Here is a 15,814-nt window from a genome sequence, read left to right as displayed (position 1 = left end):
GGAAGTTCCCATAACCCCCCCCTTGGCACCCAAGGGGGTTCAACTAAGCCGCTGAAGAAGAGGGGATTATTAATACTGTCTACTTGACAGGGATATGTTCCAATACTCTGGCTCTTTTATTTTCCTTTTTCTTCAATCCAAAACTTTCTCCACATTCACCCTCCCCGAAAAGAAAGTCGCTCCATTGCCCATATCGGCAACTCGGTCAGGGGTAAGTGAGTTTACCAGCTGTTTCGTACCTGGGGAATCGGCCCAGAGACCTTGAGTGACAACGACACCTGGAAGTACGTTTTCTCCAACAGAAACCTTCAATACACATTCTCCTCGATTGTTCCACACTCGGACTTGATCTCCATCCATAATACCTTTCGATAAGGCATCTTTAATATTCATATGCAAACGTGGTTCCTTTTCAAAAGAAATGTGTTTTTCATTATTAGAAAAGGTTGTGTTTAAGAAATTATGGTTGGGACCAGGCACAAACAAAAAAGGGAAGTCTCCATCGTTAACAAGTGGTGTATAGGTTGGCAAAGGAGGGTAGCCATCTTGTTCCATCTTCCTTGAATAAAGTTCAATTTTTCCGCTAGGTGTTGGCAGTTTTCCTGGCAACAATGGTTTTACATTTGCTTTTACATACTGCTTTTTAAACAATGTTTCATAATCGATTCCTTCAAGGTAAGGATTGTTTGGGTTATCCAGGGCTTGCGAAATCATTTCAGCTTCTGTCTCATATAAACACTGATCCTCGAAGCCCATTTTTTTCGCAAGCAATTGGAACACTTCGACATTCGATTTGGACTCTCCATATCGTTCAATAACTGGCTGCTGAATTTGAACATAATGGTGCCAGTATGATGTATAAAGATCCGTATTTTCGAATGAAGATGTTGCAGGAAGTATAATATCTGCGTATTTTGCTGTTTCTGTCAAAAATAAGTCATGCACGACGACAAAGAGATCTTCCCTTGCCAGACCTTTTCTTACTTTATTGCTATCCGGTGCAACAACCGCAGGATTTGTACCGTACACAAATAATGATTTTATCGGTGGATCTAATTCCAATAATGCTTGGCCAAGCAGGTTCATGTTTATGATTCGTGTATGTTTATTTTGCAATAAATCCGGGCGTTGCAAGCTCATTGTATTAAGGGCCAAATAACCACTATTTGATTTGATGGCACCGCCGCCTTTTACAAGCCATTGTCCTGTCAGGGCAGGAAGACAAGCAATTGTACGAATACACATGCCCCCATTGTCATGATGCTGAAGACCATTGCCGATTCGAATAAAGGAAGGCGTGATTTGACCATACATCCTGGACAGTTTATAAATATCTTCAACTGGAACACCTGTTATTCCGGAAACAGTGATGGGGTCGTACTGGACAACATGCTCACGCAACTCTTCATGTCCGATTGTAAATTGCTGTAAGAAATCGGTGTCTACCATGTTTTCGGCAAATAAAATATGCATCATGCCCAGAGCGAGAGCAGCATCGGTACCCGGCAATATTGGAATGAACCAATCTGCGAATTGGCCGGTTTGATTTTTATGTACATCAATGACAATAATCTTTGCTCCATTCTTTCTAGCTTTTTGGGCAAGTACAACCTGATGCATGTTTGTGCTTACAGCATTAATTCCCCAGAAGATGATTAATTTTGAATGTATAGTATCTTCAGGGTCTATTCCAAAGCTGCCTCCCATTGTGTATTTATACCCTTGCTGGCCAGCTGATGAACAAATTGACCGATCCAGCAGGGAAGCACCCAATCGATGAAAAAACCGCCGGTCCATTCCTTCGGCGCTGAGTCTTCCCATGTTGCCATAAAAGCTATACGGAAGAATGCTTTCAGGTCCCTCTGTTTGGATCAGCTCTTTCCATTTGGCAGTAATTGTATCAATCGCTTCGTCCCAGCTTATCCGCTCAAATTTCCCTTCTCCTTTAGCTCCCGTACGTTTCATTGGATATTTCAAGCGCTTTGGATCGTAAATTCGTTCAGTTATATTCCGTACTTTATTGCATATATTTCCCTTTGTCACAGGATGATTCGGATCTCCCTGTATTTTTACAATTTTTCCGTCTTGTTTATGCACCAGTAACCCACATTGATCAGGGCAATCCAGAGAACAAACGGATGGAAATACACCTGTTAGCTGCTTTACAAATGAGTGCATATATAGGCTCCTTTCATCATCAGGTTATATCATAATACTATTTTGTTAATTTAAAACATTAATAAAATGACTTTATTGATTTAGATGGTCAATATAATAAAATAATTTGAAAAGTAAGGTAACTTATCGGAATAGTTAGAATGATGATCATTAATTTAGATAACTATGGAAATTAAATATTTTTTAACTTTTATATCTAGAGAGGTGGAGGGACTGGTCCAATTGATCTTCTCTGGATAATGAACTCTTGTCCCTATAAAGACAAACACCTCCATCAATCGAATGAAGTTATACTTCGATTAGGAGGTGTTTTTTCCTTGTCCCATTTTACTAGGACACTTTACTATTCAATCCGAGTTTTTTAATGCTAAAGATATTATCAACCATAAATAATAACTAGGAATGGCTGCGTTTTCTAGAAATACAACCCACGTTTGCCAACAGACCTGTATGTCCAAATTTCAAAGATTTTGCACTAGACCCTTTTTTTCTTTATATTCACTGTTTTTTTCTCTTCCGTTTCTATTCACGAAAGAAAATGTGGCAAGCAGCAATAATATGACAAGGCAAACGGTAGAACCGATTACATTATTTTTATTAAATATAAAAGAAATGAAGATAATCAATAAAGATGCGATTGCTAATATCGTTGTGTATGGGAACCATTTTACCTGGAAGAACGGTTTCTCCTTATAATGGGAACGGAGTTTTAGTTGTGCTAAGCAAATACTCATCCATACTAAAAGAACCGTAAAACCAGGTATCGTCATTAAATAGCTGATGACTTGATCTGGAGTCATATAAGCGAAAAATACCCCAATCAATATACATATGGTGACGATCATAATTCCGTTTATCGGTATTCCTTGTTTGGAAATCTTTAATAACCTTTTTGGAGCTTCACCGTTTTGCGCCATGGAATATAACATTCTGGAAGTCGCATATATCCCCGTGTTTGCCGCTGATAAAACGGCTGTTAAAAGAACAAAATTCATGATATGAGCTGCTCCAGGCAGTCCTGTGATGCTCAATACCTGAACAAATGGGCTTTCTTCCCCCGAAACTTTATTCCATGGCATTAAACCGCATATAATAAGAATAGGAAGAATATAAAAAAGAATGACTCTCCATACGGTTCCCTTAACTACTTTTGGCAATACCTTCTCTGCATCTTTTGTTTCCGTAACAGCGACACCAATTAACTCTGCCCCGCCATATGAAAACATGACGACTAAAAAGGCGCTCAACATTCCTCCGACTCCATGAGGAAAGAACCCGCCGTGTTCCGTGTAGTTAGACAAAGGAGCATCAATAGTGCTTGGAATGATTCCTGATAAAATACAAAAACCTAAAATAATAAAAGCGGTTAACGCGATAATTTTAATTCCTGCGAACCAAAACTCAATCTCCCCATAGTACTTTACATGAAACAAGTTAATGCCGACGATCAAGACGGTGCAAAGGAAACTTAAAAGCCATAACGGTACGGATGGAAACCAATATTTTAGGAAGCTTCCTGCCGCTAAAAATTCGACAATGGTAACAATAGTCCAATTGATCCAATAAAGCCATCCTACGATAAAGGATATATGAGATCCAAAAGCTTTATATACAAGATGCTGAACGTTTAAGTTGGGATAGACAATGGCCATTTCAGCCAATGCCGCCATCACAATAAATAATAATAAACCTCCTAATAAGTAAGCAAAAACGACACTTGGCCCCGCTATATTTAATGTATCTGAACTTCCTTTAAAAATACCCGTTCCAATCATGCCTGCTAGAGCAATAAACTGGACGTGCCTAGGTAATAAACCTTTCTTTAAATCTTGATGACTTTTTTCCATATTGGCCCTGCCTTCCTGTCGCAATATTAAATGATGGTTTATTTACAGATAATGATAGAGTTATAAAAACTAAAATAAACACACTAGAAATAAAAGGTAAAATCGAAAAGCTGTTTTTTCATTAATAAATCCTTTCTGAAACTTTTTTGCTTAAACGCTTTTATGCTTTTATGTAGTTAAGTATAAAATATGTTTTTAGAATATAATAGTATTCTTCTGTTTGTCAAGAGCGTGTCGCAAAACTCATTCGAAATTGTGCATAAAAAAGTCTGTTTCCTGAGTACGGAATCGCAACATTTTTCTAGTTTGGAAGAGGGAAATGCGCATTGGAAAGCGAAAGTGCCATCCAAATCTACATGGGGAAGGGGAGTAATCCCAAAAGCGGAAAGGTTTTATTATATTACACGGATGGATGCCAAACGCAAACACCTTCGTAGAAGATATGGCTTGTGGAATGGATGGATGCAATCTTTTTTGGTGAGCGGCTGCCCCGCTTTTTGGGTCGCACTGTGCGGGGCATGTTCTATCTTTTATGTCTAACGTAAAAAAGGAAAGGGCAATCAGATATGTGGTTAAAATCCAACCAAGCGTGTTGGTGATAAGCACTTAGTTTTTTCCTATGGATAGTCTATTTATTTAATAATTTTTCCAAATGTTTAACCGTAGGCGTTAAATTGGCAAGGAAGTAAGATTCTCTTAATCTGCGGGATGGATCGCTTTGTTGCAAGTAGCCGGCTCCTCCATGATGTAACATTGAACCATGAACTGCTTTTAAAGTGAGATAAGTAACGTTTAAACGGATTCTTAATAAATCTTCGCAATGTTGCGTCAAATTAGAAGACTGAACAAGACGGTATATTTCTTCACGGATGGATGTTAGTTCGCTTTCTAATTCCTCTGGTTGAATGCTTAAATATCGATTGCATCCGTTTTGTTTATTTTGTATTTTTTTCATCGACTGGATAGAAGCGTCTGTAACTCCCAATCCTAGCGGGATTTGATAAATAAGAAATGAAGGACGTATTTTTGGTACAAAGTCATCCGCTTGCTCAGAAATAATCCATTGATCCGGAATGAACACTTCATTGAATGTGCATGCATACGTTGCGCTTCCATTCAGTCCTAAATAGTCTAGCTTCTCCTTTAACACCAATCCTTGCACATGGCATGGGACAAACGCCATGATCCGCTGTTTTTCATTAACGGATGCGATAATACCGAACCAATGATTTTGCCCTAAGTTGGAGACAGACGGCAAATGGCCGTTAATGATATATCCTTTCGGAGTTCGTTCTGCTTTCAAATGGAGAGATTCAAGCCCATCGTAATATTTCATTGGATTAGACAATCCGGTTCCCCCAAGCACCTCTCCGCTTTCAAGCAGCGGTAAAATTTCATTTTTGAGGTAAGAGTTTTCACATGTTCGCAAGTATGTTAGCGCCGCTAAGTGGCACCAAAGGGTAAAAGCTGTTGTCATGCATATTTTTGCCGTTTCCTCGACTAATTGCATTTCACGGGAAAGAACCTCTTTTTTTGAAAGCCCCGCTGACAATAGGAAACCGTATTTCCCGATATTTTCTAAAAATTGACGGGGATAATAGGCTTTTGTATCAATTTTTCTTACTAAAGGCTTTAATTGGTTGTAAAGCAAATTGTTCAATGCCTTTTTTGCTTCTGATTCCATAATGGCCATTTACCGCCACCTCCTATCTGATTATGTATTTTCTTTGTGAATAAGGGACATCGAATTATGACAATTTATGTAACTAGTAATTTAATGATAGTCAAACCCCAGCGGGAATGTGAAAATTCCAGCTGAGGTTAGGGGAATGTTATTTGTTTGGCAAAATTTCTGTAACCGTATCAATCGGTGCTTTCACAGCTTCACGGGCTCTTTTGACAGCGGATTCATCCGGTGCATTATAAAAGCAAAGGCATTTTGTCATATCTTCGCATACATACGTTCTAGAGAAAGTGACTTCCGGTACTTCTGCATAGTGTACGGAATTCTTTTTCTTTCTTTCTAAATAATCTTCCATGGTGAGATTTTCAGGAAGGTTCCATTCGACTACGTAGTTTACGGTATCCGCTTCTTTTTTGACTTCTTCGATATCTTTTCCAACTAAACGGACCGGTTTAATAAGAGTAACAGGAATGCCTAACAGTCTTAAGCGATCATTAATAATATTTCGTTCTTCGCTTTCAAAAATGAAAAATGCTCTTGAAAAATCTTTGGAAACTTGGACTTCAATGAGATTTGCATTGTTTTTTCTTACTTCTTCCTTAATCTCGGAAACTTTCTTTTCAAATCCTTCTTTGTCTTTTACTGCCCCGTTTAAAATCGATTCCACTAAGTAAAGCGCCATTTTTATTGCCTCCTTTTATTATTATAACCTTAAATTCTTATAAAATTAATATGATTTTATGGTAATTTTATTATAGTTAGTTCAAAAAATCAACCTTAAAAATAAATTATTCTGAATTTATTACTTTGTCACACAAATTTGGCAAGTATGCCTCCATATCACATGTTTTGGGCCATGAACATGCACTATACCAGAAGAAATTGAAAATTCGGCGTCTGATGAAATAAGAAGTTTTTCGACGGTCGGAGGCAAGTGTGGAACATGCTCCTTTGATAAAAAATAGTGGTAAACGAAATTTCTATTCTGCGAAAGGTAAGTTATAATTGAACCGAAACGAGAACAGGAGGTTTTTTTATGAAAGATAGATATGATTTGCCTTGCAATATCGCCCAATCCTTGAACATCATCGGTGATCGCTGGACATTGTTGATTGTTCATGAAATTTTAATGGGGCGTCAGACATTTAATGAAATAAGAAAATCGTTAAAAGGGATATCCTCCAATCTTTTATCGGATCGTTTAAAATATTTAGAAGAAACCGGTTTGATCACTTCTGCTTTATATTCTGAACACCCGCCAAGATACAAATACATGTTAACGAAAAGCGGAAAGGATTTGGAAATGGTGTTCAACGCCCTAATCCTTTGGGGCAGAAAGCATTTAAAAAAATGTTATAAAAAATTGGTGCATGAATCTTGCGGGCATGAGGTGGAAATTTCCTACTATTGTCCGCAATGTAAAACAAATGTAGAGAACTTGGCCGTTGTCGAAGTCGATTCTGAAAATATTCCCGAAAAGCGGTGATAATGGCTAGTAAAAAAGACAGAGAGCATCATACTTTCTGTCTTTTTTACTAGTTTATTTATTCGATAACATTCCCCATTGCTTTTCTACCCATCTTTCGAATAATTGGATTGCCTTGTCAAGAATAAGCCCCAAGATGCCGATGAAGATGATTCCGGCTAAAACAAGATCCAAACGTAAAGAATTTCTCGCATCGACGATTAAATAACCCAATCCGGATTGGGCGCCGACCATTTCACCGGCAACGAGGAAAATCCAAGCGGTGCCGAGTGCGATGTGAAGCCCGTTGGCGATAAATGGAAAAGCGGCAGGAAAAATGATTTTCGTCATTAGATGGGGCTGCTTGATCTCAAAGTTTTCCGCCACCTTTAAATATATACGGTCCACTTTCCTTACAGCGGAAACGGTGGAAAGCAATACCGGGAAAAACGCTGCGATAAATATAATCACAATCGCAGGGATGTCTCCAATTCCAAACCACAAAACAATAAAGGGTGACCAGGCAATCGGTGAGATAGGTCTTAGGACTTGAACAATCGGATCAATAATATTCCATAATTTTACTAGACGGCCTAACATGAGTCCCAATATAGCAGCAGTAACCACCGCTGAGAGATAACCAATGAAAAACCGGATGAGGCTCACTTTTAGATGTACAAATAGAGTGCCGTTGGTAATCAGAGCCCAGATTCCTTCCCCTACTTTTAAAGGAGAAGGGAAGAGGGCCTCTTCATAATTTCCAATTACAATCACGGTTTGCCATACAGCAATTAATATCGAAAATCCTATGATGACGTTGGTGAATTTCTTTATCATGTTCATACGATCACTTCACTTTATCTATTAATGAATTATCGACAAATTCTTCATAGGACGGAGGATTCTTGGACAATCCCGTTTCGACCATGTACTGACTTAGTTCTTCGTATGCGTTTTTATCTATTCTTAAATCTTTAAATGAAATCCATTTTAAGGATAAATTGAGCACATCTTTATTTACCTTCATGTATTTGGAGGAAGCTTCATAGGTATACTCATCTTTTAATTCTGCTTTTTTTCCGGCTTTGACATATTCACTAACAAACTCTTGAGCGACTTTTCTTTCGTTGCGGATAAAGTCATTTCTTAAAACCAGCGCGCAGCACACAGAATGTTTCCAAAGGTCTTCAGATTGGAATAACACCTTACCCTTATTCATTGCTACAGACAGAGCCCCAAAAGGTTCTGCCACTGCATATCCGGATATTCTGCCTTCTGAAAGGGCTGCCGGCATTTCAGCAGGAGGCAGTTCAACGATATTCACATCTTTATATTGAAAACCTTCCTGCTTTAACATTTGATAGAGCAATAGATTATGTGTAGAAAACTTATGAGGAATAGCAAAGTTTTTCCCCTTTAAATCTTTTACGCTGTGAATATCATGGGAAGTCACAACGACATTTCCATCTCTGTGTCCTAACGCCACTGCTTTTAAATCAACGCCTTGTTCTTTTGCTTTCATCGCCAATTCCACAAGCACGCTTGCTCCATCAATCCGTCCTGTATTCAGTGCATCCATCAGTTCAGGCCATGAGCCGAATTTAATGAGTTCGAGATTAAAATGCCGGGACTGGCCTTTTTCTAGTTCTTTTTCTATATATAGGGGTACGGCGTGGGTAATCGGCAAGTATCCTATTTTAATGGTCCGCTTTCCGTTTATGTTGGAATGAGCATTATTGGAATTACAAGCGGTTAGGCTAAAAATTACTGTCATGATGAATAAAGAAATCATAAGTTTCTTTAATTTTTTCTTCATGAAAATATGCCTCCTTTGTTATTATTACGCTGCATGATTGCACTATCTAAAGATTAGGCCAACTCTACTGGCATAGAGGTTTATATACATCCCTGGTTAAGATTAGTTAAATATTATAATCAACGGGAGGGGCAGGGCGATGAAAATGAAATTCTTCAAGAATAATCTTTCGGTAATATTGGAAGTCTCCGTGACTTCGATCTCTAGGCCTTGGGGTGTCAATTTTTAATTCTCTATGGATTCGGCCGGGATTTGCGCTCATGATCAACACCCGATCTGATAAATATACTGCTTCGTCAATATCATGGGTCACAAGAATGATGGTTGTCTTTTCTTTATCTTGAAGACGCAAGAGTTCGTCTTGTAAATAATAACGGTTAAAAGTGTCCAGTGCGGCAAACGGTTCGTCCATTAATATTACCTCTGGTTGAATCGCAAGCGCTCGGGCAATCGCGACTCGTTGTTGCATCCCGCCTGACAATTCATGGGGAAAGCGTTCAGCATAGTCATGTAAACCAACTAGCTTTAGATAATCGAAAGCCCGGCTTCGTCGTTGTTCGGAGGTTAAGTTCATCCCTTCGAGACCTAACTCGACATTTTTCAGGACGGAACGCCAAGGCAGGAGGCCATAATGTTGGAATAACATTACACATCGTCGACTAGGTCTTTCCACTACGTTTCCATCCAAAATGACATGACCTTGGTCTGGTTTTTCAAAACCGCCGATAATATTTAAAAGTGTACTTTTTCCGCAGCCGCTCTGGCCAAGGATGGAGATGATCTCCCCTTTTTCTATGCGAAAGGAGATTTGTTGGAGGACTGGTTCTAATTTTCCTTGATTAGGAAAGCTTTTACTCAAATTCTCCACTTGAATGATTACTGAATTTTTCAATCGCCTAACCTACCTTTCATTGTTTTCGAGAAACGGACAGACATTTTAGGCAGTGAATAAACGCGACATTTATGTTTTTTTAAATTAATTAATTCCTATATGTTTAATATGATTAATATTTGCTAGTAATTTTATGATACTTTGTTCAAAAAATCAACTTAAAATTCAAGATAATTCGCTCTTATTTAGAAATTACGTCAAAATAAAAATGAACGCATTCAACATTTTGGAGACTTTTTTATCCATCTGAATCAAGAGTATACTACTTCGTTCACGTTTCATGATTTTCGCGGAAAAACTTATTCAAAATTATGATGGTGTTGCAAAACTAGAGTAAAAACTCGAAGTTATGCATAAGGATGCAACATAACACATGCAGTACATATCGATGAAATCCGTACCATCTTGGCTGTTCCAACCCGTCATTTAACTCATTAAATACTCGTTCAATCTCGCGGCGAGGTCCAAACAGCCATTGGCTAAATCTCGTTTTCAAAAAGACAGGAACAACCCGTCCATAGGCATCTTTTCGCTCCTCGCTATTGCGGCGGTTGATAGGGGAAATGAATAGAATTCCTGATTGCTCCGCTGTTTGACGAACCTTTTCGCTGTCATATGCGGCATCGCCCAATACCAATTCGATATCCCACTGTTTTAAGGAAACAAGCAATTCTGGTGCTACTGCCGCATCATTCCGATTCGCTGTGGTCCACACATGAGATAAAATGATTCCCTCGGCAGTGGTGCTGAGATGGAGCTTATATCCTTTAAACCAATGGTATCGGGTGGGCACCCCCACTTTGCTTGCGAATCGTAAAGACTGCTTCGAAGGGCCGTGCTGTCGATCAGCACAATTTGAGGATACCGTACTTCTAGATCTTTGAGCAGTTGTGCATGAAAAACAGGAAATCCCTGTTCCCGGAACCACTTCGCCGCGCGGGAGAACGTAGACAGATGAGGGACTTCACCAAGCCCACAAGCCCGTTAAAAACATCGAAAACACTGCAGAATGCGTACTAATTTTCGCAAGGAATTAATAGAAAAATACGTTTTCAAAAAGAAGCATTTCAATAACGATTTTTTTCGACACCGACGGTCTTCCTGTCACATACGGTGTTTCCAGCAATGATAGTGAGTCAATATACCGAAATAATGATTCTAAAATTGGGCCCATTTCATAAGTCCATGCATGTTCGTTGCTTAAATTGGAAATCATGATAGTGTCCACCCCTTGGTACTTGGTTTTGGTCGCTGTATATGATTTCCAAGGTGGTGGATTTTTTATGTGCATTTATGCATTCGTTATGCGTTTTGCAACACGTTCATATAGTTTAAAGATTTGATCATTTCTGTTTTTACAAAAAATCAGGATGTAATCGAACTGGCAAGCGCCTATAGTATTTGGGTCGCCATGTTTCCGTTTGCGACAAGTTTCGGTTTAATCCTTTAAGGTGTTTTTACAGGAGCGACGGAGACAGCGCCGATTCGCAATTCCATGCTGATTTCTCTAGCGGTATATATTGCGTTCCTGCTCTTGAAGACGTTCGATGGTCCAACCATGGTGGTTCGTAATTTGTAAGCCTTTTTTCTTCATTCTTCATCTGCTCCTTTGATTTACTTTAGAAGCAGTATAGACAAGAATAGACGTGGATGAAACATGTTGGAATTTCAAACTGAATTTATATATGAATGGGAGGTGTTATATATGAGTGTAGAATTCGTAGCGCTTTTACCTTAATTGTTGTCTTATTCGTCTTACTTGTTATTGTAGGATGTTCTTGTACAGGTCTAGGCGGATATGGTGGATATTAATTAATTCCTCATAAGGTGACATGAGCCATCCCGGTGAACATCTCCCACCTACATTCTGTACTCTGTTTAGAGGTGGGAGACTTCTCGGTGAACATGTTAAAACGGTTTTAAAAAAGTCAATGATGTTAAATTCTCTGATTTGGGAAACAAAGTACTTACCTAATGTCTAAACTCTAACTTCGATTTTACGATCAGTATCTACTTACGAAAAGACATGTTCCATTTTTTGAGTTTTTTTACAAGAGTAGAATGATCCACTCCTAATTGTTCCGCTGCTTTTCGAAGAGATGAATGTTTTTGAATCGCCTCGCTAATGATTCGTTTTTCAAACTGTTCGACCCGTTGTTTAAGTGTTAGAGAAGTACCTGAATTTGTTTGCTCATAAATATGCAACGGCAGATCGTGAGGTTCTATCGATTGTGATGGTACCGAAACGATCATGTTTTCTACAAGGTTTTTTAATTCCCTCACATTTCCGGGCCAATGGTAATTTTTTAAAATATTTTTTGTATCAGGAGATAAGTGCTTGTTCATGCGATATAGTTTACAATAAAAAGAAAAATAATGATCCAATAACGGCTCTATATCCTCTGGACGTTCGGCTAATGGTGGAATATGAATTTCAACCACTTGCAGCCGATAATATAAATCTTCACGAAATTTCCCTTGCGAAATTAATTTCCTTAAATCTTGATTTGTGGCAGAAATAATTCGTATATCCAAGTTTTTAACTTTGCTGCTGCCTATTCTTTGGATTTGTTTTTCTTGTAAAACGCGTAGCAGCTTCACCTGAAGAGTTAGGGGCATTTCACCTATTTCATCAAGCATAATCGTTCCTTGATCCGCTAATTCTAACAGGCCTATTTTTCCGTCTTGCCGTGCCCCTGTAAATGCACCTTTTTCGTAACCAAATAACTCTGATTCTAGCAAAGGTTCCGGAATGGCTCCGCAATTTATTTTAATAAATGGTTTATCTCTCCTATTGCTTAAATGATGGATAAGATTGGCCATCACTTCCTTTCCTACACCAGATGGACCGGTTAACAAAACGCTTGTAGGGTAAGGAGCAATTTGCTTTACTTTTTCAATAATTCGTTTCATAACATCGCTTAGAAAGATAATTTTTTCATCTGAACCATCAATAGAGAAAGTATAGCGATTATGGCTCATTTCGGAAAAACTTTTAGCTTTTTCTAATTGAGTTTTCATTTTAATAAGATGTGAAATGTCTCTTACGCTTGTTACAACCATTTCGATTTCACCCTGTTTATTAAAAACAGGATTTCCTGTAACAATAACATCCTTTTGACCGCCGATTTTTTGTAAAATGGAAATACATTTTTTTTCTTTTAATACGAGAAGAGATACAGATTGGTCAAAATACCCCTGTCTAACTAAACTTTCCATATGCTTACCTATTAGTTCTTCCCTGCGGAAGCCTGTTATTTCCTCATAAGCGGAGTTCACCATTAATGTTTTTCCTTCCTTATCTACAACATAAATTCCATCTGTTGAAAATTCGATAACCGTTTCCATTTGCTTAAAAAGAGAATGATAGTGTTCCATTTCGGATATATCTTGGAGAACGCTGATTGCTCCGACTAATTCGCCATCTCGGTACAAAGGAGTTCGATTGACGAGACACTGGCGTCCTGCTATGTTCATCTTTACTCCGATCGAGCTTGTTTCGCTCTCTAATACATGAGGAAGCTGGGTGGTTGGGATAAGTTCCTGGATATCTCTTCCTTCCCAATTTTCATTTTCTATATGAAGAAGTTTTTTTGCAGAAGAATTGATTAATAAAATTTTTCTGTTTCGATCTACGACAATTACCCCATTATGGATAGAGGAAAAAATGCTTTCCCATATATGAGGATCTATGATTGTTTGTTTCATATGGAGCCCTCCTTATCTTTTTGATGGTGAAAAATTTCAACATATGGTGAAAAAAATCACTATTCATTTATTCAGCATTCATTTAAGATTTTCCTTTTTTTGTGGTGATTTTTTTCACCGTTTTTGTTCATTAATATTTCAAAAATTTTGTATTGTAAGTGAGTTCTTAGTCTTGGCACGATATTTGCATGTATATAGAAAATGAACAATAAGAGAAGGGGAGGTGAATATGAAAAAATAAAAGGACGATTGACGGATGGGGGGAGTAAGAATGTAAAGAATCTATGAAATGGTGGGCTCTTTTGATGCCAATTATTTATTGTTCTATGCCAAAATATTGAATCACGCGAGGCAATGATGACGGTGAGTCTCATGGCAGGACTTGCTTTTGGAATGCAGGCTTGGAGCAGTGCATGCTCTTGCTTATAGACGCTTCTGCTCATGGAGTAAGCAGCTCTTTATTGCTCCCTTGCGTCATGAAGTGGAACCAATAGTTTGTTTAGAAAGATTCCGGTGATATCGTAGAAGTATTAGAGGGAGAAGTGGAGCATTAAAGTGATGATCAGACAGCTTATGCAACGGTTAAAGCGATGAGCCGTATATGTCGCTATGGGGAAAATCCACAGTCTTTGTGTGAATTTTATATTCCGGGACGGCACTGAATGAAATGGCTCAGGAAGCTGCAAAACAAACTTGGCTTTTACGAAACAACCCTTGAAAATGAAATAGAAAAATATACCGTGCAATCTAGTAAGTAGGAGGGAAAAATAATGAAATGGAAAAATCGTCCGCACGGTGCTGAAACACCGTATATCCCTGCCGGTCCCTTTAAAATACGATTACCTTTTATTCATTATCGGTTTGAATGGCCCGATTATGTCCAAGGCTTGCTCATGTGTGCGGTAGACCTTGGGGCCATTACACTTTTAACAGACCATTTAGGGATGCCATTTGAAGTGGCTTTGGCTGTTGTCATATTGAATGGACTTTTATATTTACTTCATCATCTGCTCGGTGACCCGGTTATTCCAGGATGGGTTACTCCTGCGATTCCTTTAATTGTTTTGTTTGTTAAACAATTTCCTGAAGGTCCGGACCGAGTCTATGCACTCATAGCATTTCAGCTAACTCTCGGAATTTTATCCATAATTTTGGGGGTAACGGGACTTGCTAGTAAAGTGGTGCGTTTAGTGCCGGATGCGATTAAATCAGGCATTATTCTGGGCGCAGGAATTGGAGCTGTCGTATCCATCTTTGAAGAGGGAGGAAAGTTTGAATTATTCCCTTATACGATCACGATTTGTGTTGGATTTGCATTTTACCTAATTTTCTCTAAACATTTCGAAAGTTTAAAACAAAAAAATAAAGTTTGGGCATTGTTAGGGAATTTAGGAATATTGCCAGCTATTCTACTGGCCGTTGTTGTAGCCCCGCTTGTTGGGGAAGCGAAATGGCCGGATATTCAATGGGGAGTTAGTAAACCTGATTTTGCTACTCTTTGGTCGGAATATACAGTATTTGGGCTTGGCTTTCCGGCATTCTCATTTTTTGTAAAAGCAATACCTGCTGTCCTTGCAACGTATCTAGTTGTTTTTGGAGATGTGCTGAAAACGAAAGCTTTACTTTCTGAATCTGACATAGTACGTACAGATGAGAAAGTCGATTATAATCCGAACCGCGCCCATTTAATTTTCGGTGGCCGCAACGTTCTTATGAGTATGATCGGTCCCGATATTACGATGTGTGGACCAATGTGGGCAGCGATGCAAGTTGTAGTGATTGAACGATTTAAAAAAGGGAAAAAAGCAATGCATTCGTTCTTCGGTGGAGCCGGTTCTTTCCGTTGGGGTACAAATACGGGATTATTTTTGCTTCCTATCGTAAGTTTAGTACAACCAATTCTAGGGGTTGCGTTGTCGCTGACACTATTAGTGCAAGGTTATGTAAGTGTCCGAATCGGTGTCATGCAGGCACGAAGCCAGCGTGATCTCGGAATTGCCGGAGTTGTAGGGGCAATACTAGTGGTTAAAGGCGCGACACTGGCTTTTGCGGCAGGCATCCTTTTATGTATCCTGTTATATGGAAAAGACTTTCTGCGTGGAGAAAATGATCAGATTTTTACGCATCATTCTCAAGAAACAGAATACAAAGAAAAGGAAGCGATATGATAAAACATGGTTCACTCAAGAGATGTATATAAATGGACAACCTTTACATATGGACG

General features: G+C 38.7%; 11 protein-coding genes and 1 pseudogene. 3 read left to right on the top strand and 9 right to left on the bottom strand.

The window, feature by feature from the left end; genetic code table 11:
* Positions 1–132: 132 nt before the first annotated feature.
* The 4 genes from AC1WMD_RS09295 to AC1WMD_RS09280 form a co-directional block, all read right to left on the bottom strand.
* On the bottom strand, positions 133–2,178 hold the full coding sequence (locus AC1WMD_RS09295; RefSeq protein ID WP_494256891.1) for a molybdopterin oxidoreductase family protein: 2,046 nt from the start codon (positions 2,176–2,178) through the stop codon (positions 133–135).
* A gap of 461 nt (positions 2,179–2,639) precedes the next feature.
* Entirely contained in the window at positions 2,640–4,025 is a 1,386-nt protein-coding gene (locus tag AC1WMD_RS09290; protein WP_494256889.1) for an amino acid permease, read from the bottom strand.
* Positions 4,026–4,653: 628 nt separating this feature from the next.
* Positions 4,654–5,718: an acyl-CoA dehydrogenase family protein gene (locus tag AC1WMD_RS09285; RefSeq protein ID WP_494256887.1), complete on the bottom strand. Its 1,065-nt coding sequence runs from the start codon at positions 5,716–5,718 to the stop codon at positions 4,654–4,656.
* A gap of 139 nt (positions 5,719–5,857) precedes the next feature.
* Positions 5,858–6,391, bottom strand: coding sequence for a DUF4242 domain-containing protein (locus AC1WMD_RS09280; protein ID WP_062755335.1), 534 nt, complete (start codon positions 6,389–6,391; stop codon positions 5,858–5,860).
* A 354-nt stretch (positions 6,392–6,745) separates the two neighbouring features.
* Here AC1WMD_RS09280 and AC1WMD_RS09275 point away from each other — a divergent pair, with 354 nt between their 5' ends.
* Entirely contained in the window at positions 6,746–7,195 is a 450-nt protein-coding gene (locus AC1WMD_RS09275) for a winged helix-turn-helix transcriptional regulator (RefSeq protein ID WP_062755333.1), read from the top strand.
* Between the two features lie 54 nt (positions 7,196–7,249).
* Here the strand turns inward: AC1WMD_RS09275 and AC1WMD_RS09270 are convergent, their stop codons facing one another.
* From AC1WMD_RS09270 to AC1WMD_RS09255, 4 genes and pseudogenes are all read right to left on the bottom strand, one after another.
* A complete protein-coding gene (locus tag AC1WMD_RS09270; protein WP_483642604.1) occupies positions 7,250–8,017 on the bottom strand; it encodes an ABC transporter permease in 768 nt (255 codons plus the stop codon).
* A 4-nt stretch (positions 8,018–8,021) separates the two neighbouring features.
* The gene (locus tag AC1WMD_RS09265; protein ID WP_494256884.1) at positions 8,022–8,990 is read right to left on the bottom strand and encodes an ABC transporter substrate-binding protein; all 969 of its coding nucleotides are present in this window, start codon (positions 8,988–8,990) and stop codon (positions 8,022–8,024) included.
* A 106-nt stretch (positions 8,991–9,096) separates the two neighbouring features.
* Positions 9,097–9,882, bottom strand: coding sequence for an ABC transporter ATP-binding protein (locus tag AC1WMD_RS09260; RefSeq protein WP_494256883.1), 786 nt, complete (start codon positions 9,880–9,882; stop codon positions 9,097–9,099).
* Positions 9,883–10,210: 328 nt separating this feature from the next.
* Positions 10,211–11,098, bottom strand: a pseudogene (locus AC1WMD_RS09255) (transposase).
* A gap of 473 nt (positions 11,099–11,571) precedes the next feature.
* Between AC1WMD_RS09255 and AC1WMD_RS09250 the strand changes: the two are divergent.
* Entirely contained in the window at positions 11,572–11,694 is a 123-nt protein-coding gene (locus tag AC1WMD_RS09250; RefSeq protein WP_494256882.1) for a YjcZ family sporulation protein, read from the top strand.
* A gap of 198 nt (positions 11,695–11,892) precedes the next feature.
* On the opposite strand, the gene AC1WMD_RS09245 is transcribed toward AC1WMD_RS09250, so the two are convergent.
* Complete coding sequence (locus tag AC1WMD_RS09245; protein WP_494256881.1) at positions 11,893–13,590, bottom strand: sigma-54 interaction domain-containing protein; 1,698 nt, start codon at positions 13,588–13,590, stop codon at positions 11,893–11,895.
* Positions 13,591–14,360: 770 nt separating this feature from the next.
* Here AC1WMD_RS09245 and AC1WMD_RS09240 point away from each other — a divergent pair.
* A complete protein-coding gene (locus AC1WMD_RS09240) occupies positions 14,361–15,758 on the top strand; it encodes a hypothetical protein (protein WP_494256880.1) in 1,398 nt (465 codons plus the stop codon).
* Positions 15,759–15,814 lie beyond the last annotated feature (56 nt).

The organism is Parageobacillus sp. NEAU-HV-2, assembly GCF_059115485.1.
The sequence above is the reverse complement of the archived record's forward strand: the minus strand, read 5'-3'. Positions and strand labels throughout refer to the sequence as shown.

Excerpts from the sequence above, each read along its gene's own strand:
- AC1WMD_RS09295 (WP_494256891.1), bottom strand. The coding sequence starts at position 2,178 with ATGCACTCATTTGTAAAGCAGCTAACAGGTGTATTTCCATCCGTTTGT.
- AC1WMD_RS09290 (WP_494256889.1), bottom strand. The coding sequence starts at position 4,025 with ATGGAAAAAAGTCATCAAGATTTAAAGAAAGGTTTATTACCTAGGCAC.
- AC1WMD_RS09285 (WP_494256887.1), bottom strand. The coding sequence starts at position 5,718 with ATGGCCATTATGGAATCAGAAGCAAAAAAGGCATTGAACAATTTGCTT.
- AC1WMD_RS09280 (WP_062755335.1), bottom strand. The coding sequence starts at position 6,391 with ATGGCGCTTTACTTAGTGGAATCGATTTTAAACGGGGCAGTAAAAGAC.
- AC1WMD_RS09275 (WP_062755333.1), top strand. The coding sequence starts at position 6,746 with ATGAAAGATAGATATGATTTGCCTTGCAATATCGCCCAATCCTTGAAC.
- AC1WMD_RS09270 (WP_483642604.1), bottom strand. The coding sequence starts at position 8,017 with ATGAACATGATAAAGAAATTCACCAACGTCATCATAGGATTTTCGATA.
- AC1WMD_RS09265 (WP_494256884.1), bottom strand. The coding sequence starts at position 8,990 with ATGAAGAAAAAATTAAAGAAACTTATGATTTCTTTATTCATCATGACA.
- AC1WMD_RS09250 (WP_494256882.1), top strand. The coding sequence starts at position 11,572 with ATGGGAGGTGTTATATATGAGTGTAGAATTCGTAGCGCTTTTACCTTA.
- AC1WMD_RS09245 (WP_494256881.1), bottom strand. The coding sequence starts at position 13,590 with ATGAAACAAACAATCATAGATCCTCATATATGGGAAAGCATTTTTTCC.
- AC1WMD_RS09240 (WP_494256880.1), top strand. The coding sequence starts at position 14,361 with ATGAAATGGAAAAATCGTCCGCACGGTGCTGAAACACCGTATATCCCT.